A 20075-nucleotide genomic window follows, 5' to 3' on the forward strand; every position below is an offset into this window, starting at 1 on the left:
GTTTCCGAAAAATAGCCTTTTTTGAAATTTCTGATCGAAAATAAAAAGGAAAGCCATGCAAGATATAAAAAGAGCCCCGTTTCGAGAGATTCTCGGGTGGTGCATGTTCGATTTTGCGAACTCGTCTTATACAACCGTCATTATCAGCGTCACATACGGAATCGTTTTCAGCCAATTGGTGGTTCCCGCTTCCTCCAACCAGGAAAATCCATACGAATACGGAAACCTACTTTGGTCGATCGCCCTTGCGATCTCGTATCTATTAGTCGTGGTAACGGGACCGATTTTTGGGGCGATTACGGATTATTCCGCACGAAAGAAACAATTCCTTTTTTATAGTTATGTCTTTTGTATCATCTCCACCGGCGCACTTTGGTTCGTGATCGCTCCGGGACAGTATGTGCTCGCATTCATTCTGATCATATTCTCCAATTTCTTTTTCGCTTCCGGGGAAAACTTCGCGTCGAGCTTTCTTCCTTATTTAGGACCGAAAGAAGACTTGGGCAAAATCTCGGGTTACGCTTGGGGAATCGGATATTTCGGAGGAATCGTGGCGGTTGCGTTAGTCAACACACTGGGTCCGAAAACTTTGGCAAATTTCGACAATCTTCGTTTGGTCGGTCCTTATACCGCGTTCTTCTTTTTGTTCGCCGGAATTCCGACCTTTCTTCTTTTGAGAGAATACACTGCCGGTAAGGAAAAACCGGAAGGACTTTCCTATCTCAAAATCGGAATCGAAAGAGTAACCGCAACGATGAAGGAAATTCACAAGTTCAAAGACATGGCCTTGTATTTAACATCCTTGTTCTTCGCTATGGCGGCTTTAGGAATCGTAATCAGCTTCGCATTTATCTATGGCGCCCAGGAAATCAAAACCGAAGAAAAACACGAGATCGCTATGTTTCTTTTGATTCAACTTTTCGCGGCGGTCGGCGCGATCATCTTCGGTTTTATCCAGGATAAAATCGGAGCGAAGAAAACTTTTAACATTACGCTTTTCTTATGGGTTTTTTGTCTTCTTTTGATCTATTGGGTCAAGGATCTCACCGCGTTTTTAATCGGAATCGGAATTCCGACCACACAACAATGGGTCTTTGTAGGAACAACGGTTTTCGCAGGAGCGGGATTAGGCGCCACTCAATCCGCAAGCCGCGCGATCGTCGGGCTTTTTGCACCCGAATCTAAGTCGGGAGAATTCTTCGGTCTTTGGGGTTTGTCCGGTAAGATCGCGGCCGCTTTCGGTCTTGTGGCCGTAGGAGGATTGCAGGTTCTTTTCGATTTGAGAAATTCCTTTCTCGTGGTTTGTGTTTTCTTTATCATTTCGCTTCTCATCAACTTCTTAGTGGATGAGGAACGAGGAATCCAAACCGCAATCGATTACAAAGAAAACTGATTCTCACTTTTTAAAATCCGGGAATGACTTGCTTTTCCCGGATTTTTTGATACGTTTTACTCGAAGGTAAAAAGTAAGAATGGCTTTTGAAACCGAAGACGAGTTCGAGTCGCACCAAAGTCAACGAAGACTTGCGTTGGCTACGATCGACGAGTTGACTCAGACAAAATTGGATTTGTTGGACGCGGGAAAAGAAATTCCCCGTTTTATCAATCACGCCATTTCTTATCTCAATAAAAAATATCTGACCGAAGAAAAGGTCATCAGCGATTTCTTAATCAAGAAATAAAAAAGCCGCGATAACTTCGCGGCTTTTAAACGGAATCCATAAATCTGCGATTCTTGAAAACGATTCTTAACTTTTTTAGATCGTTTCTTCCCTTAAAATAAAACTCAACGAAACTCGAGCATTTTGGAAATCATTCTTTTTTGATCGAGTTCCATCGCGTGCAATTTGAGACTTACCATCTTATCGACTTTTCTCATATATCTTTTGTATTGAAGAATGATCTGTCTTTGTTTGTTATAAGGCAACGGATTGGCCGCGTCGTGCAATTTTGAGGTTACACTCGCGGGAACGGGTTGAATCGGATTATCGGGCCAAAGAAAATCCGTATCGTGACTGGAAAAGAATTCCAAAAGAATTTCGCTGTTGTTGTTCGGAGTTCTTTTACCGTCTCCTAAGAAAGTCGGACCTTTCGGAGAATTGTTAATGAGACGTCGCATCTCTCGGATAAAAACTTCTCCCTTAGCGTTCGTTCTTTTGAACTGAAGAATGATTTTCTCCAAGGATTGTCCGTCCGTTCCGGGATAAATATAAATTCTAGATTGGTAAAGATAAGTCTTCGGATAATCCGCAAAGGATTGACCAAGACCCAAGTCGAGCTCGAGGTATTGTTTGTTTTCTTTATCTTGAAACAAAAACTTCGCGGCTTCACGAGGTTCGTCCTCGATATAACGAAGCGCTTTTTTATACGTTTCGTTTCCGAGAAGATTATTGATTTTTAAAATATTCCCGGCGATCGAAGCGTGAAGATTGTCCACTTCTATATCCGTAAAACCGCCCTTACGTACGGCTTCAATCTGTTTCATTTCTTCCTTTTCTTCGAGAGTTAAAACCTTGTTAGGTGCGGCTCCCAATCCAACTAAGGAAAGAATTGTCAGAAATGATAAAATACGGATGTTCATAGATTTACCCTTATTCAGATTATCGAAATTCTGATCCCCCGTTCTTGATTTTACAAACTAAAAAAATTCGGGAAATTATGACTCGTTATTATAGATTCAACGGTTTTTTTGAGGAAGAGTTAAAAGCCTCCTCGATCGCTCCCGAAAGATTGGATTTGAAGAATCGATCTCTGGAAAATCTATTCTTCCTTTTTCAATCGATTCGAGATCCAGCTTCTACGATGTTCTTAAGCGAAGTTCCCGATTCGAGTTGGATGGATTTTTGGAAGTCCAGAGGAATTCGCTTCTGCGATTTTCGGATTTTGATACGAAATTCGAAGAAGATTTTGCAAGCCTCCCCCGTCGACCCAGTTCGCATTTGGGAAGAATGGGGATCCGTTTCCGATTTGAACGACAACGGTGAAATTCTTTATTCTCCAGAGAAAGCGGATCTTTCGAAGAAATTGAATTCTAAAATTCTTTTGTCACGTTGGAAGTCGGAACACGGATTTCAGGATGTTCCGGGAAGAATTCTGGAGAATCTTTCGCATTTGGCGGATTTGTTTTCAGAATGGTCGGAACTACGTCTGGAAAAGATCGTTCTCAAACCTTATTTCAGTTTTTCGGGAAGACATAAAATTCTTAAGTTCCATTCTTTGAGCGTTGGAGATCCTACAAACTTTGATTTAGAAACGGATTCTTCTTGGTTTCCTTGCGTCGCCGAACCTTGGTTTGAAAGAACGTATGATTTTTCGTGCCTCTATGATTTTTCTGCCGGAGTTCCGACCTTTTCCGGAAGCACGATTCAGATCTGCGACGAAAAAGGAAAATACAACGGCGCCTATCTTCCTACCGAAAAGGAATCGAATCTTCTTTCTTCACACCTAGAACCCGTTACAAAAGAATTAGCCCAAACCTTTTCACCGGAATACAAAGGCCCCGTTGCAATCGACGGTTTTGAGTTCTATTCTCAAAATTCAAAAAAAATCCAAAGAATCAGCGAAGCAAACTATCGTTGGTCTATGGGAAGAATTCTTCTCGAGTTTTCGAAATTCGAGATTCTCCAAGAAACAAAAAAAGAATTCCGCGAGAACCTTTCGATTCTCCCCTTACCCTTAAAACGATCCATACCGGAATATTCGAAATCGATATCAACTTGGGGCAGAACTCAAGGAGTGGAAATTCTTCCTTTGACGCCGGACCGATACGCTTCCGGGAAACAGTACGGTGCTTCCTGGATTCTTCTCAGCTTTTTGGAAGATTCTCGGGAAACGACTCGGGAACGAATTCAAAAGTTTTATTCCGAATGGAGGAAACGGATTCTCCATTGAAATGTACTTGAGGCTTTTTCAGACCTTGTCAAGATGTCCTACAGGTCGCGGTTTACCGCCCGGAAAACCATCCGCATTCTCTGCGGTCCACATTCAGGATATAAAATGGAACTGTTTTTAAACTACTCTCTTTATGTAATCGTTAGCATCGGGTTTCTAATCCCTTTTACCGGATTTGTAGTCGGAGCCGGAGCGATCGTAAACGCAACTCTCGCGGGATTTGCGGTTAACTTCCTCTCTCAGATTTTAGAGGAAAATAAACTCAACGACTTTATCTCTCGTAACAAAGACAACAAACTCGGCAAAGCTCTTCAAGACGCGGTTTTAAAAGGCCAAGAAAAATTGAAAGGCGCACCGGCTCCTGTGGCTCACGCTGAAGAAAGTCATGGCGCTCACCACATCATTTCCGTAAAAACCTACTCACTCATTTTCGCTACTCTGATCTTCTTTACCTTCGTAACCGTTTGGGTTGCGGGAATCGACTTCGGAGCTATGAACGTTATCATCGCGATGGCAGTTGCTACGATGAAAGCTTCTTTGGTTCTTGGTTACTTCATGCACCTTAAATACGATACGGTGATGAACCGAGTGATCTTTGGATCCGGCTTCCTGTTCCTTCTTCTTCTGTTCGGATTTTCCGCGGCGGACATCTTTACAAGATTCAAGGTTTTGATCTCTTTCGCGTTCTAAACTAATCGTAATTATACGATATTTGAAAAGCCGGTTTTATGCCGGCTTTTTTATTTTCGGCGTAGAGCTCCATCCGCGTTCGCGCGGTGATTCGTCCTTAAAAAGAGAAAGTTCGTTCTCCAATACCTCTTATTTCAATATTCCCGAATTAAATTGACTGGCTTTTTTTATCTAAGCGATTAATCTTTCCAATTCTTAGGAGCATTCATCGTATGAAGCAAAATCCAATTCGTATTCTATCGATCTTCATCGTATTAGCGTTTGTACTTCTCGCTTGTAAAAAGGAACACGCACTAGATCCAAATGCAAAGATAGTTCAAATCCCTTCGCTCGGTCTTGGACTCGACTACGACGGTTGGCAATTTAACGATAACCCGAGCTTAATCAATCAAGCCGAGAAGATTGCGGCCGAATCCGACAATTCCGGCACGATGAAAAAGGCATTGGATGTCGCGGGAATCAACTTCTTTCTTTTTGAATATGCGCAAGGAACACCGGAAGCGGCGCAGTTTAATACGAACATCAATTATACGATGGAAGATCTTTCCAAACAACCGAGAGAGATAAGCCTAGACGATTACGTTTCCGCAGTAACCGGTTTGTATCCTACCGTATTTCAAAAATATGAAATGATCAACCCTCCGAAAAAATCGAAAATCCACGGTATGGAAACCGTTCTTTTGGAAAGTAGATTCGAACAATCAGTCGGCGGAAAAAGTCTGAAGATCCACAACTATCAAAGAGTTTTTATCGTGGATAAAAAGGCTCACGTCTTTACGGGAACTTTTTTGGATAAGGACGCGCAGTCCAAAGGACCGAAGGTCCTGGAAGTTTTAGGAAAGTTCGTTAAACTTTAAAGCCAAAATCGGGATTATTATTAGCCGAACGGAAAGAGAAATAGTTTCAAAGTTTCACTTTCCGTTCAAGTCTAATAGCATCGCTCCTGTTTTTCCATTTGGCAAAGTTAAAAATCCGAGTCCACCCAGATACAATTTAAGTTCATAACTTCCTGAACTCGTGAGAAATTCAATAGTACACCAAGGCGAATAATGCCAATTTTTTAATATTTCATCCTTCGGTTGAATCGGTTCGGCCTTATCAAATAAGGTTAAAAACTTACGTTTATCCAGCAGTTTATTGTTATTAAAAACATAATTGATTCTTAATGCCAATACGTCACGAGCCGTCGGTAATTTTTCTATAAAAATAAGATTCGGATGAATGCTCATACTTGCTTGTGAAAACAAACTGCCGCTTATCAATAATATTATAATCGTAATTTTAAGTCGACAGATTGTTTTCATATACAATAGATCATTCAAAATACATTCAATTTTTATTTAGTGTTAGTAACTTCATGTGAAGCAGTTACATCACGCATTCGAAGGACGTCAACTGGTCAAATAAAGCACACGTTATAGTGATTCTCTAAAAGGAATTCCCATTCTTTTAAGAATTTCTTTAGCCCGATTTTGAAATTCAATTTCTTCTTCGGGCGTGAACGGGCCGAAAATTCCTTTTTTAAATCGATCCGATAAGGCGATGTATTCCAAACAACCGGCCACGCTGAAAACGGGTTTGGCCTTACCTTCAAAGATTTTTAATTCTCCATTCTTTTGAATGACCATTGCGCCGGGCGGAATTTTTTTTCCTCCACGGATCATACAACCGGCCATCACCATCGCACCGTCTCCGATTTCGGCTTCGTCCAAAACGATCGTTCCGATTCCGATCAAACAACCGCGACCGATTTTACAACCGTGTAACATCGCATTGTGACCGACTAACGTATAATCTCCGATCGTAATCCCTCTGCTCGAATCGGTATGAAGAGTAGTATTGTCCTGAATGTTAACACCTTCTCCCAAAACGATACGATTCATATCCGCGCGAACCACGGCCCCAGGCCAAAGGGAAGAATATGGACCCATTTCCACGAGACCGATCGCAGTCGCCTGCGGATGAATGAATGCGGTTTCGTGAATATTCATTTTTTATTATCTAAGAACGAATCCGTTTTTTCCCGCCAGAGAAACGAGTTGATCGGAGATTTCTTTGATTCTTTCCTGCGTGAACGTTTTTTCGTAGTTCACCAATCGGAAACGATAACTCACGGATCTTTTTCCCTCCGGAACGTTTCCGCCCGCAAACTGAGAATACACCCAACCTTCTTGTAGTTCCGGGATACTTTCCTTTTTCACGAGATCTGTAAACACGTTCGTATTCTCCTTTTCTCCGATCAAAATCGAAAGATCGATTTCCGCCTCGGGGAATTGAGAAGGCGCCACAAAACGGGAAACCTTGCGGTTCGCGTTCCAGAGTTCAACAAGGGATTCGAATTCAAAAGAACCGTATACGGTTCTTTTTTTAAGTTCGAACAAATCCAAAACCGCCGGATGAACATAACCTATGTTTCCGATCTTCTTAGAGTTCACGATCAAAGATAAACTCGCGCCCGGATGAAAGATCGCTTCGGGTTTGGTTTCCCAAGTATAATCAAAAATCTTAATGGAGTTTAAAAGCGATTCGATTTCCTTTCTGACTTTCAGAAAATCCTCTTCCAATACCTTAGGATCGGATTCCGAATTCTTCCGATCAAAGGAAACTGCGAAAGAAAGATATTTCTTTTCGTTATCGGGCTCGGGTAGATTGAAATACGCGCGACCGAATTCGAAAATTTTGATCTCGGAAAAACGATCCTGATTGGTGCGTATGTTTTTGAGCAAAGAAGGCAGAAGGGAATTCCGAAGAACCGATTGTTCCTCGGGCATTTCGTTTTTGATCTTTACGGAAAGTTTAGGATCTCCGTCGAGTTCATTCTCCTTTAAAGATTGAAACGAATAATTGAAAACTTCGTGATAACCGAGACTACCCGCAAAAAAAGTCTTACACTTTCTTTCCAATTCTCTGCTTAGATTTCGGATCGGAGTTTTGACTTCCGCGAGCAAAGGAGTTACTTGAATCGTATCGTAACCTCTGGTTCTTCCGATTTCTTCAACGAGATCCTCCGGAATCGTTACGTCGTAGTTGTGACGAAACTTAGGAACCAATACTTCCAGATGATCGCCATTCCAAGAAACGGTGAAGTGAAGTCTTTGAAGAATATCGGTGATATCTCCCTGAGACAACTCGACACCCAACTTCGCATTGATAAAATGAATGTCCGTATGAATATGAACTTCTTTGTGAGGTGTGTGCAAAAATCCAACGGGCTCGCCCGCTTTCAAAGAAGGACAACCGTTCTCCTTTAAAAGATTCAAAGCACGACGAATGACCGGAAGAGTTGTGGTCGCTTCGAGTCCCTTTTCGTAACGAACGGAAGAATCGGAACGGATTCCCGTGGAACGGATGGACTTACGAACTCTTTCTCTTGCAAACACGGCGGATTCCATTACGAGTTCAGTGGTCGTATTCTGAACCGCGGATTCTTTTCCACCCATCACACCGGCGATCGCAACCGGTTTTCCCTGATTGCGGATCAAAAGAATTTCTTCCTCCAGCGCGGGAGAAGTATCATCCAAAAGACCGAAACTTTCTCCCTTCTTTGCAAAAGAAACTTCGAGAGAAACACCGCCCTGACCTTCCAGAAACTTCTTATCAAAGAAGTGAGTCGGTTGTCCCATCTCGAGCATCACGTAATTGGAAACGTCCACGACGTTATTGATGACTCGAATTCCGCATTTCTGCAAACGGGATTGAAATTTTCTGTTCGAAGGAAGAATCGAAACTTCTCGGATCGAAGAAGCATAGTAAGAATGTGCATTCTGATTTTCTAATACTTTCGGAAGATCCACGGAAAGATCGAAATTCCAAAGTGATTCGAACGGATTAAACCGTATCGGAAGTTTTAACTGAGAAGCGAGTTCCCTTGCAAAACCGAAATGATTCCAAAGATCGGGTCTGTGTGTGATGGATTTATTATCAACATCGAATATAATATCATCGTAATGTAAGAAAGCGCGGATCGTTTTTCCGATTTCGGCGCCCTCGAGTCCGTTTAAAATCCAGACCCCGTTGCTTTCTTCCGACAAGGAAAGTTCTTTTTCGGAGCAGAGCATTCCCGAACTTCTAACGCCTCGCAGTTCGGATTCTAAAATTTCCTTATCGCCGAGTTTCGCGCCCGGAATCGCGAGAGGAACCAAATCGCCCACTTTTACGTTGGTCGCTCCCGTTACGATTTGGGACTTACCCGCGCCGTTTGAAACCTGAGCGATTTGAAGTTTATCAGCGGAAGGATGTTTTTCAAGAGATTCGATCTTAACGATCTTTACGAAATCCAATTCGGGACGAAACGGATCGGCGCCATCGATCTCACAAACCGAGATTGCGATCTTCTTTAAAATCGCGTCGAGTCCCACCTCCTTCAAAGGTGTAAAATCGTTCATCCAATCTAAGGAAAGTTTCACGTCGAGAACTCCGGTCCAATTACTAAGGTCCAGAAACCTCGATCAAAATCGGATGTCGAGCAGGAAAACTCTTCTCGGGTCAATCCGGAAGATATACTTGAAAGAGTTGAAAACGGTGTTGGATCGTTTTGCCGTTTCTCACCTTACGAAGTTCACGATCGAAGTCTTCCTTCACCTTTTGAATTTCGTTGCGAGTTCGGTTCATCGCCGATTTCTTTTCGGGTTTGCCTTCCCATTTAAAAGCGGCTTCCTGACGCATCAGTTTTTCCTCGAGTTGTCTCAGAGTGTTCTGATTGCTCGTTCTGATTTTAAATTCTTCCTTTTGAAAAAGATCGAGCGTTTGATCCCCGAGTTCTTTTTTTCTGGATTCCACGATTTCATCGAGCGCGAGAAACGTTCGGATTAAATTCTCCTCCAACCGGGAAGGAAGTTCGACTTGGGAGGAAGTCGACGCGGAGGATTTTGAAACGGAATGGGATTCTCTGAGTTCTTCCGGAAGTTCTTCGATTTGTTTTACGGTTCCGGTGCGCGGGTTCGTCTCGAAATAGAACAACTCCGCGCGATTGAGAGTAAACTGAAACTCTACCAGAAAAACATAATATTCTTTATTGGAAACGGAATGAAAGGAAGTGCTCCAACCCTTTTGATTCTGAATCAGATACGAAACCGTTTTATCGATGAGAGGATGACCGAACGCCAAAAATTCCAAACTGTCGTTTTGAAGCGCAAGCTCGGAATCGAAAGTTCCATACTTACCCTTGTATTGGGAAGAATCGATTTCGTAAATCTGGGGTTTCGTACGAATCAGTTTAAAACCCGCTTCGTCCGGAAAAAGTCGAGTGAAACGAGAAACGAATTCTTCCAAGTGCGTATTGTTAAACGAACGCTCTTCGAGCGTATGACTGTAATAATCCTGAAGATTGAAATCGATCAATTTCGGAGTTACAAGTGCGCCGAGTTTTTCAAAACCTTTCTGCGCGATTTTGATCCGGTTATCCATCTCCTCTTCCATTTCGATTTTGGACTTATTGCCCGTAACGAACTTCATAAAGGAAGAATTAAAATCCAATTCGTCTTCGATCGCGCCGAGCAGATCATCCGAGGATCCGATGGATTCTTCGAACAAACGGATCTTGTTGGTAAGAACTTCCAAAATTCTTTCCGCAACCGTATCCTTACTCGCAAAGTTGAAGATAAAAACGTTATCCTTTTGACCGAACCTATGAATCCTTCCGATTCTTTGTTCGATCTTAAGCGGGCTCCAAGGAAGATCGTAGTTAAAAAGAACGTTCGCAAACTGAAGGTTTCTTCCTTCGCCGCCTGCTTCGGTACAAATCAGAATTTCCGTTTTCGTTTTAAATTCTACGATCGCTCTTTCTTTGGCGTCCGCGCTCAAGGAACCGTGAAACAAAGTTACCTGAAAATCGGAAAGAACGGAGGCCAAAAAATCCTGAGTTGTTCTGAACTGAGTGAATATGATGAATTTTAAATGTCCTTCTTTTTGAAGTTTAAGGATCGTTTCCTTTAACTTGATGGACTTTTTGTCTTCTTTGATTTTTTTTCCGAGAAGAATCAATCGATTGAGCGACAAAAGTTCCCTTTTTAAACTCTGAAGATCCAGTTGAACCGATTCGTCCAAACCGGAAACGAACTCCTCGACGTCCTCTGTTTCGTCCAGATCCCATTCATCCAAACTAGATTCCATTTGTTTAATATGATGAAAACGATTCTCCAAAAGGAATTTTCGTTTTGTAAGAGCGGACAAAAGCGCAAACACGGAAGAATCCAAAAGTTTCTGAAACACGATCATCACAAATCCGATCGCGCGGTTTTGAGTTCTCATCGCGAGATTGTATTCTCTGCGGACGTAGTTCGTGGTTTCTTCGTAAAATTCTCTTTCGACCGGAGAAAGTTCGATTCGAACGGTTTTTGCGAATCGTTTCGTAAATCCGCCGACTTCGACTTTTCTCCTTCTTAAAAGAACCTTCGAAATCTTATCCTTAAGATCCGTTTTGTTTCCGAGAATATAATCGTTTACGAATGTATGATACGGACCCAAAATATTCGGATCGATCAAGTGCATGAGATAGTAAAGTTCTTCGAGTTTTCCTCGGAACGGAGTCGCGGTTAAGAGAAGAAGACATTCGCATTTTTTGGAAATTTTTTCAGCGAACAAATACGCACGCGTGATCTTATGATAATCCCTTCTGAGTCGATGCGCTTCGTCGAAGATGACGATGTCCCATTTTGTTTTGAGAATTTCTTCCGCGTATTTCGGATTTTTAATAAAGTCAACGGATGTGATGACGTGTTGAAAGTTTCTCCAATTCTTATCGCCTTCGGTGTGAAAATTCTTTCGTTTTACGATTTCAAAATCTTCGTTGAACTTATTCTTCAACTCTTGTTGCCACTGAACGAGCAAGGGAGAAGGCGCGACGATCAAAACCTTTTTGTAACCTCGGCGGAAAATCAATTCCTTCATCACGAGCGCGGCTTCGATGGTTTTTCCCAAACCGACCTCGTCCGCCAAAATAAAACGAGGACGTAAACTGTTGACCACGATGTAAGTCGATTCGATCTGATGCGGAAGAAGTCTCGTTCTCGAGTTGGAAAGCGCGGAAAGTTTATCGAAAGCGTGCGTGAGTTTCAACTCGTAAGCGGTGAGGGAAAGATCCATCAAACCCGCTTGTTCTCCCACGTTTCGCAACGGAGAAGGATAACCCGGAAGAATTTTTAAATGGGGAGAATTTTCGGAAACCGTCTTCTTCGACGATGTGGACGCAAATTCGATCGTGAACTTACCTTCTGCGGAGGTTACGATCTTTCCGATTCCGGATTCGGGAGAATTCGTCAGATAACAAAAATCTCCCCGATATCCGGAACGGGATTTGGATTCGAAGTCTAGACTGAGTTGTATAGTATCTTCCAACTAAACGCCTCTCTGATCGCCCCAAATGTATTTATGAGTTTGAAGGGAAAGACGAAGACCGCTTCCTAAAAATGACTTCATCCATTCCGCGAGAACTTCCGGGGACAATTCTCCTTGAACTGGAGAAGCCAAAAGATTTCCCGAAAGTTTATGATTTTCGATTACTTCAATACATCTTTCAAAATCGTTTCTATCACGAATCACAAACTTAATCTCATCCAACACATCGTTTCTTTGTTTATAGATTTCCAGATTCTTAAGATCCATTCTATCTTCCATACCCGAACCCGGAAGTTTATAATCCAACGTAAACACGAATCGATCCAAACCTTCGATCGATTCCGCTCCGTTCGTTTCCACTCTCGGTCTCGGATATAATCCGGAAGAATTTCTAGTTCTGAAAATTTCGTTTCCTAAGGCGATACTAAAGTCTCGATTTTTTCCTTCGAGAGGTTCTCCACCCGTAAGAAGAATCTGCGTATTCACCGGACTCAGTTCTTGAATTTTATCCAAGACTTGATTCAAGTTCGATTCTTCCCCTGCGTTCGGAGACAAAGCATACGGAGTATCACACCATAACTTTCTTCCGACAGCCATTCCGCATCGAAGAGAACATCCGGCCATACGAACAAACACGGTCGGGATGCCCGTTGAAATTCCTTCTCCCGAAAGAGAAAGATAAATTTCATGTACGGAGGTTTTCAGATTGTCCATGGGTTCTTTCGAGTACAAGATTTTTCTTTCAACAAGCAAGGAGATCGTAAAAAAAATAAAAAGGTAAATTCCAGAATTTCCTACCTACCCTTTGCGGTCAACTCTCGGAGTTCCGAACTACTAGTTCTTTTGCTTGTCAATCCGGATGGAAAACGTTCCCTTTGTAATATAAAACAATTTGGGGTTCCCTTGATTCGTTATATACCGTCTTTTATTTTTGTTTATTTATTTTATCTTCCGTTTCGAATTTTGCCGTATCGTTTTTGTCTTTTATACGGAAGATTTCTCGTAATTCTTCTTTATCCTTTAGCAAGAAGACACAGAAGAATTGCGTATGAAAATATTTCTTACGCTTTTCCGGAATATACGGAAGCGCAGAAAAAAGAACTCGTTTGGAAGAGCATTCTTCATATCGGGAATCTTGTCGCAGGCACTTTATACGCTCCCCGTTTGAATCAAAAGTGGATGGATCGTTATCTTGTTTATGATCCGGAATCCTTAGCTATCGAAAAGAAAACAAACGAAGAAGGCGTTGGCGTAGTTTTGATTTCCGGTCACTTCGGCACCTGGGAAATTCTCGTTCAGTTTATGGGAATCCGCATGAAGGGCGGCGGGATTTATAAAAAAGTAAGAAATCCGTTCGTTGATAAGCTGATTTATAAACTCAGAACTAAAAACGGAATCAAACTCGTTTCTACGGAAGAATCCACCCAAGTAACCAAGATGTTAAAACAAGGTTATTGGGTAGGTTTCGGTTCCGATCAAAACGCGGGTAAGGTGGGAATCTTCGTAAACTTTTTCAATCGTCCCGCATCGACTTACCAAGGCCCGGCTTTGATGGCGTATCTCACCGGAGCGAAGATGCTTTTGTATTCGGTTCTCTGTGGGGAGAATGGAAAAGTAATCGTTCGCGTAAAAGATTTGGGCTTTGTAGATAAAAAAGCTTTTGAAGATCGAGAAGCGGCAATCCGTCATTATACCGAGGTTTGGACAAAAGCCTTAGAAGAAGAAGTGAAGTTGTATCCGGAACAATACTTTTGGGTTCACAGAAGATGGAGAACCAAACCCGGAGATTTTCCGGGTCAGGTTTAAAACAATCGATTTGTCTTCGATTTCAATTATTTCTTTGGAAAGGTTTTCTTATACAGTTCTAAAGAATCTAAAACGATCTGACGCGCCAGCTTTGCGTTTTGGAATTCTTCAATGACTACGGTTTTGTTTTCCAGTTTTTTATAATCTTCAAAGAAGTGTTTGAGTTCCAACGTGAAGTGCGGAGGAAGTTCGGAAATATCGTTGATATGATTGACCGACATGTCGTTCGCCGCTACCGCGATGATCTTATCGTCTTCTTCGCCAGAATCCAACATTCTCATCACACCGATTACCTTTGCTTTTACCAAACAAAGAGGCTCCAACTCAACCTGAGAAAGAACTAAAATATCGAGCGGATCGTGATCGCCGCAATACGATTGCGGAATAAATCCGTAGTTTGCGGGATAATAAAAGGAAGAATATAAAACTCGATCCAGTTTCAAAATTCCGTATTCTTTATCGACTTCGTATTTCGCACGGCTTCCGCGTTTGATTTCGATTACGCCGTTTACGAATTCAGGGCATTGTTCGCCCGGAGAAATATCATGCCAAGGGTGTACCATAACTGAAACCTATTTAACGAGCAAAAGGAAGGCAAGTTTAAAATACGATCGGTTCTAAGGCCAATTTGGCAGTGGTTTCGCGCTGGATTTCTGTCGCTTTAGCAAATTCCTCGGGTTGTAGCGTTGGTGCCTGATTTTAAAAAAACAATTCTCCATTTATGAATTAAAAATTTTTAACGATTTTATTTATAAATCAGGAAAAACTTATCAATAAATTTTATACAAGGGGTTATCTTAAAAGAGGCAAACCCTATGCGTAAAATTATCATTTTGACTTCATTCATTTTATTCTATCAATGCTCTCAAGCCGATAAGGTTCAATTCGACGCTTCCAAGGGTTTAGGAAGTGTGATTCAGATTGTAGCAACGGAAACAGTCAATGCTCCGGTAAACAACAATCAGCAAACCGGGGGTTCCGGCGGAGGAAGCGGAACTTCCTCTTTCAATTACGGTGGGAATATTTCTGGACTTGTAAGCGGGAGCCTCACTCTTACAAACGGATCTTCCACGGTTACTTTGACTCCTACCTCACCCGGAATTTCGGGCGGCGCGGGAACCTATCAATTCTCCGCTTCCTTGACCGGTGGTTCGGCTTACAGCACTTCGATCACTTCTTTCCCGAGCGGTTTATCCTGTAATATCTATAATTCTTCCGGATCGATTTCGGCGGCGGTGACCGACATAGACGTCTATTGTTATTCGGTCGTTCTTACTTCCAGTTTAACCGTTGTCGAAGGAACCACGAACTCTTCTAATAATATTTCGATTTCGCTTTCGCATCCACCGGGACCGAATCCAGCCGCGGGAGTTGCAGTCACCTATCCGAGTTTTCCAACGAATTTAAGTGTGAATTCTGCGTTGCCTTCTACGATCACTACCACGGCGACCAATCGTATTTTAAGCGCGACAAACGAAACGGGAACTCCCGATTTCGCCAATGAAAGCGAAGTGATCACTGCAAAAGTTGCGCAGTCGGCCGGAAGCGCGACTAACGTATCTGTGACATCCGATATCACGATCACGGACAACGACAAAAGAATGTATCTTGCTCATATCGCAAGCGGCACCGGAAGTCTCGGCGGAAAGGCGGGTGCGGATACCACCTGCACTTCCAATAAGCCGGCTTACATTACGGGTTCCGTGGGAGCGATGGTCGGAACCTCGACCAGAAAACCGTTACCGACTCCGAGTAGCGATTGGCCACTGAAACCGCTTTACACTTATTATAGAGACAACACGACTACGATCATTGCGAATTCGAACAGCGGTGCGATTCTTCCTTTTTCTTGGAGTAATAAGGTAAGTTCTGCGGCAGGAGTGACGGCGGCATTTGCTTGTCCGATCAGCAGTACCGCATGCGGATACGTTACCGGAATGGATAATACTTGGACCGTTCTGTCGGGTCAAAATTGTAGCAACTGGACGAGCGGACTTTCTTCCGTAGACGGAATGACCGGTTGGGCGGGAAGCGTTGACTCGAACGCGCTTTCTTACTTTGCTTCCACCTGCGACGCGTTAGGTTCTTCTGCCAACATCATTTGTGTGGAACTTTGATCGATCGTCAATCGTAAGGAGTTTAAAATTCATAAAAGATCGGACGTAGTTCCGACCTTTTTCGAAAAGAACGTCGAGTTCGAAAAATTCTCCCTTACGCTTTCGGTTTCCAACTCCAAGTCACGGCCAACAAAGCGAGCGCAATCAGCGTGGAGCCGATGATCAGATACAAAGATTGTTCCCAATGAAATCCCGGTTGTTTACTGAGCCAGCCTACCGATTTGGAAAGCGCGGTTCTTCCTAAATAACCGAACAATCCGATAAAACCCGCCGCAGTTCCGACCGCCTTCTTAGAAGTGAAATCCAAGCCTGCAACGCCTAACAACATCACAGGCGGATAAATAAAAAATCCGATCACTCCGAACAAAGTCAAATCCAACCAAAGATGACCGGGCGGCGTGAATAGAAGCGCGATCAGCGCGGAAAGAATGGGAAGCATACATAAAAAGCTGACCATTCCACGTTTTCCACCGAGTTTATCCGATCCCCAACCGACGAGCAGAGTCGAACCGATTCCGGCGAATTCATAGATAAGAGTACTGACCCCGCCCTTTTCCAAGGTTGCACCTTTGGCGAGTTTCAGATAGGTCGGTCCTATATCCGTCAAACTGTAGCGAACCACGTAAACGAAAAAGTTGGCGAATGCAAAAGTCCATATATAATAATTTTTTAATACGGAACCGAGAATGATTTCCTTAAAGGAAAGTTCCCTTTCTTGTTCCTGAGAGGAAATTCTAAGTTCTTTGTCCGGATCTTCCTGATATTCTTCGATAGGCGGAAGTCCGACCGATTGAGGAGTATCCACCAATCGAAAAACTAGATATATCGCGGTAAGGATCGCGATGGACGCGGGAATATAAAAAGCGTTTCTCCAACCCCACCACGCCGCGCTGTAAGCCGCGACAACTCCGACCAATCCCCCTCCGACATTGTGAGCTATATTCCAAATTGCGAATTTAGATCCGCGTTCCGCAACGCCGAACCAATGTCCAAGTGAACGTCCGCAAGGAGGCCAACCCATTCCTTGGACAAGTCCGTTCAAAGCCCAAAGATAAAAGTGAACGTCGTATTGACTGGATGCGCCGAAACAAAGATTGCAGATCGCCGTTAAAATCAAACCTAGGGGCATAAAGTATTTCGGATTGCTTCGATCCGATAAAGCGCCCATCAAAAACTTTCCGATTCCGTATGTGATCGCAGTCACCGCGAGAATATTCGTAATCTGTTCCTGACTATAATGAAGAGCCTCTCCCATTTCTTTCGAGACTACGGGAAAATTATTCCGCACAAGATAAAACACCGCGTAGCCGACAAAGGTCGCTTCTAAAATTCTCCATCTAAAACGGGGATAAAGACGATCGATGGTATCTTTCGGAAGTAAAGGTTTGGGTTTTGCTGGAAGAAAACGACTCAAAATTGAAATCATTAGGCCACAATCTTAAGGATCCCGGGCCGCTTACAAGATCATTTTGATCGGAATTCCGATTCGATTCGTGTTAAATTTTTCATTGAATGTCGGATTAAAAAAATCAAAAGTTTTTTCGAGATCGATTCATAAAATAAAATTCTGAACTTCCATTCTTTTTAAAAAATTTACAATCGACAACTAAGTACAAAGGGCTATAAAATAAAATGCGCTCCGAGTGCCCCTTGAAGGATAAAATACTTTCCCGAAATTGAAAAGATTAAATCGTCGAAAATTAAATACTCTTTCTCTCTGAAACAGGAAAGTATCATTTTATAACTTACGATATATGATTAAGAACCTGCCTATCTCAGCCCCGGCCCGGATTTCTTTCTTATACCTGTTGCTTGCCTCGGCTTGGATTTTTTTTTCCGATCAGTTCATTAGCTTATTATCTTTTGATCCTATTATCTTAACTACCTTACAAACATATAAGGGTTGGGCCTTCGTAATCACTACGACGGTTTTGTTATTCTTCATTCTCAATCGATACTTTTTACTTTTAAAACAAGAAACCGAAGAGCAAAAAGTGGCCGAAACCGCGCTGATCGAATCCGAAAGAAGATTCAGGGCCACTCTCGAAAATATAAATCTCATCGGCTTGGGTTTGGATGCGGACGCGAACATCACATTCTGCAACGATTATCTTCTCAACTTAAGCGGATGGAAAAGAGAAGAGATCATCGGCAAAAATTGGTTCGATTACTTTTTACTCGAACAGGAAAGAGATCAGGTTAAATCCATCTTTAGAGAAGCCGTGATCTCCAAAACACTTCCTCTTCACTATGAAAATTATCTAAAAACAAAGAGCGGAGAAAAAAGACTAGTCCAATGGGACAACACTCTTCTTCAAGATCCGGACGGCAACGTGATCGGAACCATCAGCATCGGAACCGATATCACGGATCGAAAACGCGCAGAGTCGGATCGTCTTGAATTGGAAAGAAGACTTTTACATGCGCAGAAGCTCGAAAGTCTCGGAGTTTTAGCGGGAGGAATCGCGCACGACTTCAATAACTTGCTCGGAGGAATTTTCGGCTACATCGATCTTGCTCGAGAAAAGTTGGACGAAGAAGATCCGATCGCGCGTTATCTCGACAAAGCGATTCAGGTTTTCAATCGTGCAAAGGATCTGACTCAACAACTTCTTACCTTTGCAAAAGGTGGAAAACCGATTCGTAAAACCGGTTCCTTAGCTCCTCTTTTGAACGATTGTGTTCTTTTTGCTTTGAGCGGTTCCAACGTTTCCTGTCATTTCGATATCGATCCGACTCTTTGCCTTTGTGATTTCGACGAAAATCAAATCCATCAAGTGATAGAAAACATCATCATCAATTCGATTCAATCCATGCCCTTAGGCGGAACGATTCAAGTCACCGCCAGGAACACTTACTTAAGTAAGGACAATTCAAAACACTTAAAAGAAGGCGAATATGCTTTGATCTCCGTTAAGGACAGCGGGATCGGAATTCCGAAGGATTTAATTTCACGTATCTTCGAACCTTTCTTTACCACAAAACAAAAAGGTACGGGGCTCGGGCTCGCCACCTCCTATTCCATCATTCAAAAACACGACGGCGGAATCGAAGTGTTCTCCGAGCCGGGAACGGGAAGTACATTCAACATCTATCTTCCGATGTCCAAGAACAAGGTAGATCATTCTCAGTCGAAAAATCCGATGTATCATCACGGACGCGGAAAAATTTTGATTATGGACGATGAAGAATTTATACTCGAGATCTTTTCGGATATGTTGGAAAGAATGGGTTATACCACGGCTCACGCAAAGAACGGTTCCGAAGCGATTCAACTTTTCAACCGGGCCAAAGATTCCGGCCAACCTTTCGACGTTTTGATTTTCGATCTTACGATTCCCGGCGGAATGGGCGGCGAAAAAACGATTTCCGAAATCAGAAAGATCGATTCGGAAGTGATCGCGATCGCATCGAGCGGTTACTCGGAAGATCCGATCATTTCTTCTCCGAAAGAATACGGGTTTCATGCAAGTTTAAGAAAACCGTTTCGCAAAAGCGATCTCTCCGAACTTTTAGAAAAAGTAATCGACGGAACAAGAACTCTGAAACGTTAAATATGAGTTATGATCGAATTGAATTCCGAACTCATTCAGAAGATGCGACTCAAAGAAGGAAACCGATTGCTCGTCCTCGACAACGAGAAAGAATATAAATTCTCTTCCATCAACGGCGTTCGGTTTACGAATCAAAGTTCGGAAGCCGACGGAATTCTTCTTTTCGCAAATTCGTCTTCTTCTTTAAAATCCGCGTTCTTAAAAATCCTCAAATCGATCGGAACCGAAACATTGCTTTGGATCGCTTATCCGAAAAAATCTTCGGGTATTAAAACGGATTTGGATCGGGATCACGGTTGGGATGTTCTTTCCGAGAACGGATACGACGGGGTTTCTTTGATTTCTTTAAACGATACTTGGTCGGCGGCGCGTTTTAAAAAAGCGGACACGGTAAAAAAAGGCGGATCAAAAGCCGAAAAACAAAAACGACCGGAGCTTTCCAAATATATAAACTATGAAAAGAAAACGGTCAAACTTCCGGAAGACGTAAACAAATCCTTATCCAAAAATAAAAACGCAAAAGAATCCTTTGAAGTTTTAGCTTGGTCGCACAAGAGAGAATATATCGAATCGATCTTGGAGGCGAAATCTCCAGAAACAAGATCCAAACGAATCGACAAAATGATCGAAGCCTTAAGCGGCCAAAAATCCACGATTAAAAAGAAATCTAAAAGTTGAATAT

At 42.6% G+C, this 20075-nt stretch carries 17 protein-coding genes; 9 read left to right on the top strand and 8 right to left on the bottom strand.

Annotation, left to right across the window (positions count from 1 at the left end):
• The first annotated feature begins 55 nt into the window (after positions 1-55).
• Both CH367_RS12555 and CH367_RS12560 read left to right on the top strand, forming a co-directional pair.
• The gene (locus CH367_RS12555) at positions 56-1393 is read left to right on the top strand and encodes an MFS transporter (protein WP_100762857.1); all 1338 of its coding nucleotides are present in this window, start codon (positions 56-58) and stop codon (positions 1391-1393) included.
• A 79-nt stretch (positions 1394-1472) separates the two neighbouring features.
• Positions 1473-1682, top strand: a complete 210-nt coding sequence (locus CH367_RS12560; protein ID WP_010572860.1) for a hypothetical protein — start codon at positions 1473-1475, stop codon at positions 1680-1682.
• A gap of 104 nt (positions 1683-1786) precedes the next feature.
• On the opposite strand, the gene CH367_RS12565 is transcribed toward CH367_RS12560, so the two are convergent.
• Positions 1787-2581 carry an LIC13212 family protein gene (locus CH367_RS12565; RefSeq protein WP_100762858.1) on the bottom strand — a complete coding sequence of 265 codons (795 nt, stop codon included), beginning with the start codon at positions 2579-2581 and terminating at the stop codon, positions 1787-1789.
• A 44-nt stretch (positions 2582-2625) separates the two neighbouring features.
• Between CH367_RS12565 and CH367_RS12570 the strand changes: the two genes are divergently transcribed.
• From CH367_RS12570 to CH367_RS12580, 3 genes are all read left to right on the top strand, one after another.
• Positions 2626-3891 (top strand): hypothetical protein, encoded by a 1266-nt coding sequence (locus CH367_RS12570; protein WP_165783282.1) that lies wholly within the window; start codon positions 2626-2628, stop codon positions 3889-3891.
• Positions 3892-3996: 105 nt separating this feature from the next.
• Positions 3997-4581, top strand: coding sequence for a cytochrome C oxidase subunit IV family protein (locus CH367_RS12575; RefSeq protein ID WP_100762860.1), 585 nt, complete (start codon positions 3997-3999; stop codon positions 4579-4581).
• Between the two features lie 212 nt (positions 4582-4793).
• On the top strand, positions 4794-5438 hold the full coding sequence (locus CH367_RS12580; protein WP_100762861.1) for an LIC_13215 family putative lipoprotein: 645 nt from the start codon (positions 4794-4796) through the stop codon (positions 5436-5438).
• 54 nt (positions 5439-5492) lie between these two features.
• Here the strand turns inward: CH367_RS12580 and CH367_RS12585 are convergent, their stop codons facing one another.
• The 5 genes from CH367_RS12585 to CH367_RS12605 form a co-directional block, all read right to left on the bottom strand.
• Positions 5493-5885 carry a hypothetical protein gene (locus tag CH367_RS12585; protein ID WP_100762862.1) on the bottom strand — a complete coding sequence of 131 codons (393 nt, stop codon included), beginning with the start codon at positions 5883-5885 and terminating at the stop codon, positions 5493-5495.
• A 111-nt stretch (positions 5886-5996) separates the two neighbouring features.
• The gene (locus CH367_RS12590) at positions 5997-6572 is read right to left on the bottom strand and encodes a gamma carbonic anhydrase family protein (RefSeq protein WP_100762863.1); all 576 of its coding nucleotides are present in this window, start codon (positions 6570-6572) and stop codon (positions 5997-5999) included.
• A gap of 6 nt (positions 6573-6578) precedes the next feature.
• Positions 6579-8987, bottom strand: coding sequence for a phenylalanine--tRNA ligase subunit beta (pheT, locus tag CH367_RS12595; protein WP_100762864.1), 2409 nt, complete (start codon positions 8985-8987; stop codon positions 6579-6581).
• A gap of 79 nt (positions 8988-9066) precedes the next feature.
• On the bottom strand, positions 9067-11916 hold the full coding sequence (locus tag CH367_RS12600; RefSeq protein ID WP_100762865.1) for a DEAD/DEAH box helicase: 2850 nt from the start codon (positions 11914-11916) through the stop codon (positions 9067-9069).
• On the bottom strand, positions 11917-12630 hold the full coding sequence (locus CH367_RS12605; protein ID WP_100763017.1) for a 7-carboxy-7-deazaguanine synthase QueE: 714 nt from the start codon (positions 12628-12630) through the stop codon (positions 11917-11919). It lies immediately after the preceding gene.
• A gap of 189 nt (positions 12631-12819) precedes the next feature.
• On the opposite strand from CH367_RS12605, the gene CH367_RS12610 reads away from it, so the two are divergent.
• Positions 12820-13722, top strand: a complete 903-nt coding sequence (locus CH367_RS12610) for a lysophospholipid acyltransferase family protein (protein WP_100763018.1) — start codon at positions 12820-12822, stop codon at positions 13720-13722.
• A 26-nt stretch (positions 13723-13748) separates the two neighbouring features.
• Here the strand turns inward: CH367_RS12610 and CH367_RS12615 are convergent, their stop codons facing one another.
• On the bottom strand, positions 13749-14285 hold the full coding sequence (locus CH367_RS12615; RefSeq protein ID WP_100762866.1) for an inorganic diphosphatase: 537 nt from the start codon (positions 14283-14285) through the stop codon (positions 13749-13751).
• A 252-nt stretch (positions 14286-14537) separates the two neighbouring features.
• Here CH367_RS12615 and CH367_RS12620 point away from each other — a divergent pair, with 252 nt between their 5' ends.
• Complete coding sequence (locus CH367_RS12620; RefSeq protein WP_100762867.1) at positions 14538-15839, top strand: DUF1554 domain-containing protein; 1302 nt, start codon at positions 14538-14540, stop codon at positions 15837-15839.
• 94 nt (positions 15840-15933) lie between these two features.
• Here CH367_RS12620 and CH367_RS12625 read toward each other — a convergent pair whose 3' ends face one another.
• Positions 15934-17265 (bottom strand): MFS transporter, encoded by a 1332-nt coding sequence (locus tag CH367_RS12625; RefSeq protein ID WP_100762868.1) that lies wholly within the window; start codon positions 17263-17265, stop codon positions 15934-15936.
• 328 nt (positions 17266-17593) lie between these two features.
• On the opposite strand from CH367_RS12625, the gene CH367_RS12630 reads away from it, so the two are divergent.
• Together CH367_RS12630 and CH367_RS12635 are read left to right on the top strand one after the other, a co-directional pair.
• Positions 17594-19393 (top strand): hybrid sensor histidine kinase/response regulator, encoded by a 1800-nt coding sequence (locus CH367_RS12630; protein ID WP_100762869.1) that lies wholly within the window; start codon positions 17594-17596, stop codon positions 19391-19393.
• A gap of 9 nt (positions 19394-19402) precedes the next feature.
• Complete coding sequence (locus CH367_RS12635; RefSeq protein ID WP_100762870.1) at positions 19403-20071, top strand: YdeI/OmpD-associated family protein; 669 nt, start codon at positions 19403-19405, stop codon at positions 20069-20071.
• Positions 20072-20075: the final 4 nt, after the last annotated feature.

The sequence above is a fragment of the Leptospira barantonii genome (assembly GCF_002811925.1).
Taxonomy (GTDB): domain Bacteria; phylum Spirochaetota; class Leptospiria; order Leptospirales; family Leptospiraceae; genus Leptospira; species Leptospira barantonii.

Excerpts from the sequence above, each read along its gene's own strand:
- CH367_RS12560 (WP_010572860.1), top strand. The coding sequence starts at position 1,473 with ATGGCTTTTGAAACCGAAGACGAGTTCGAGTCGCACCAAAGTCAACGA.
- CH367_RS12565 (WP_100762858.1), bottom strand. The coding sequence starts at position 2,581 with ATGAACATCCGTATTTTATCATTTCTGACAATTCTTTCCTTAGTTGGA.
- CH367_RS12630 (WP_100762869.1), top strand. The coding sequence starts at position 17,594 with ATGATTAAGAACCTGCCTATCTCAGCCCCGGCCCGGATTTCTTTCTTA.
- CH367_RS12635 (WP_100762870.1), top strand. The coding sequence starts at position 19,403 with ATGATCGAATTGAATTCCGAACTCATTCAGAAGATGCGACTCAAAGAA.
- CH367_RS12555 (WP_100762857.1), top strand. The coding sequence starts at position 56 with ATGCAAGATATAAAAAGAGCCCCGTTTCGAGAGATTCTCGGGTGGTGC.
- CH367_RS12605 (WP_100763017.1), bottom strand. The coding sequence starts at position 12,630 with ATGGACAATCTGAAAACCTCCGTACATGAAATTTATCTTTCTCTTTCG.
- CH367_RS12585 (WP_100762862.1), bottom strand. The coding sequence starts at position 5,885 with ATGAAAACAATCTGTCGACTTAAAATTACGATTATAATATTATTGATA.
- CH367_RS12615 (WP_100762866.1), bottom strand. The coding sequence starts at position 14,285 with ATGGTACACCCTTGGCATGATATTTCTCCGGGCGAACAATGCCCTGAA.
- CH367_RS12580 (WP_100762861.1), top strand. The coding sequence starts at position 4,794 with ATGAAGCAAAATCCAATTCGTATTCTATCGATCTTCATCGTATTAGCG.
- CH367_RS12590 (WP_100762863.1), bottom strand. The coding sequence starts at position 6,572 with ATGAATATTCACGAAACCGCATTCATTCATCCGCAGGCGACTGCGATC.
- CH367_RS12575 (WP_100762860.1), top strand. The coding sequence starts at position 3,997 with ATGGAACTGTTTTTAAACTACTCTCTTTATGTAATCGTTAGCATCGGG.
- CH367_RS12625 (WP_100762868.1), bottom strand. The coding sequence starts at position 17,265 with ATGATTTCAATTTTGAGTCGTTTTCTTCCAGCAAAACCCAAACCTTTA.
- CH367_RS12620 (WP_100762867.1), top strand. The coding sequence starts at position 14,538 with ATGCGTAAAATTATCATTTTGACTTCATTCATTTTATTCTATCAATGC.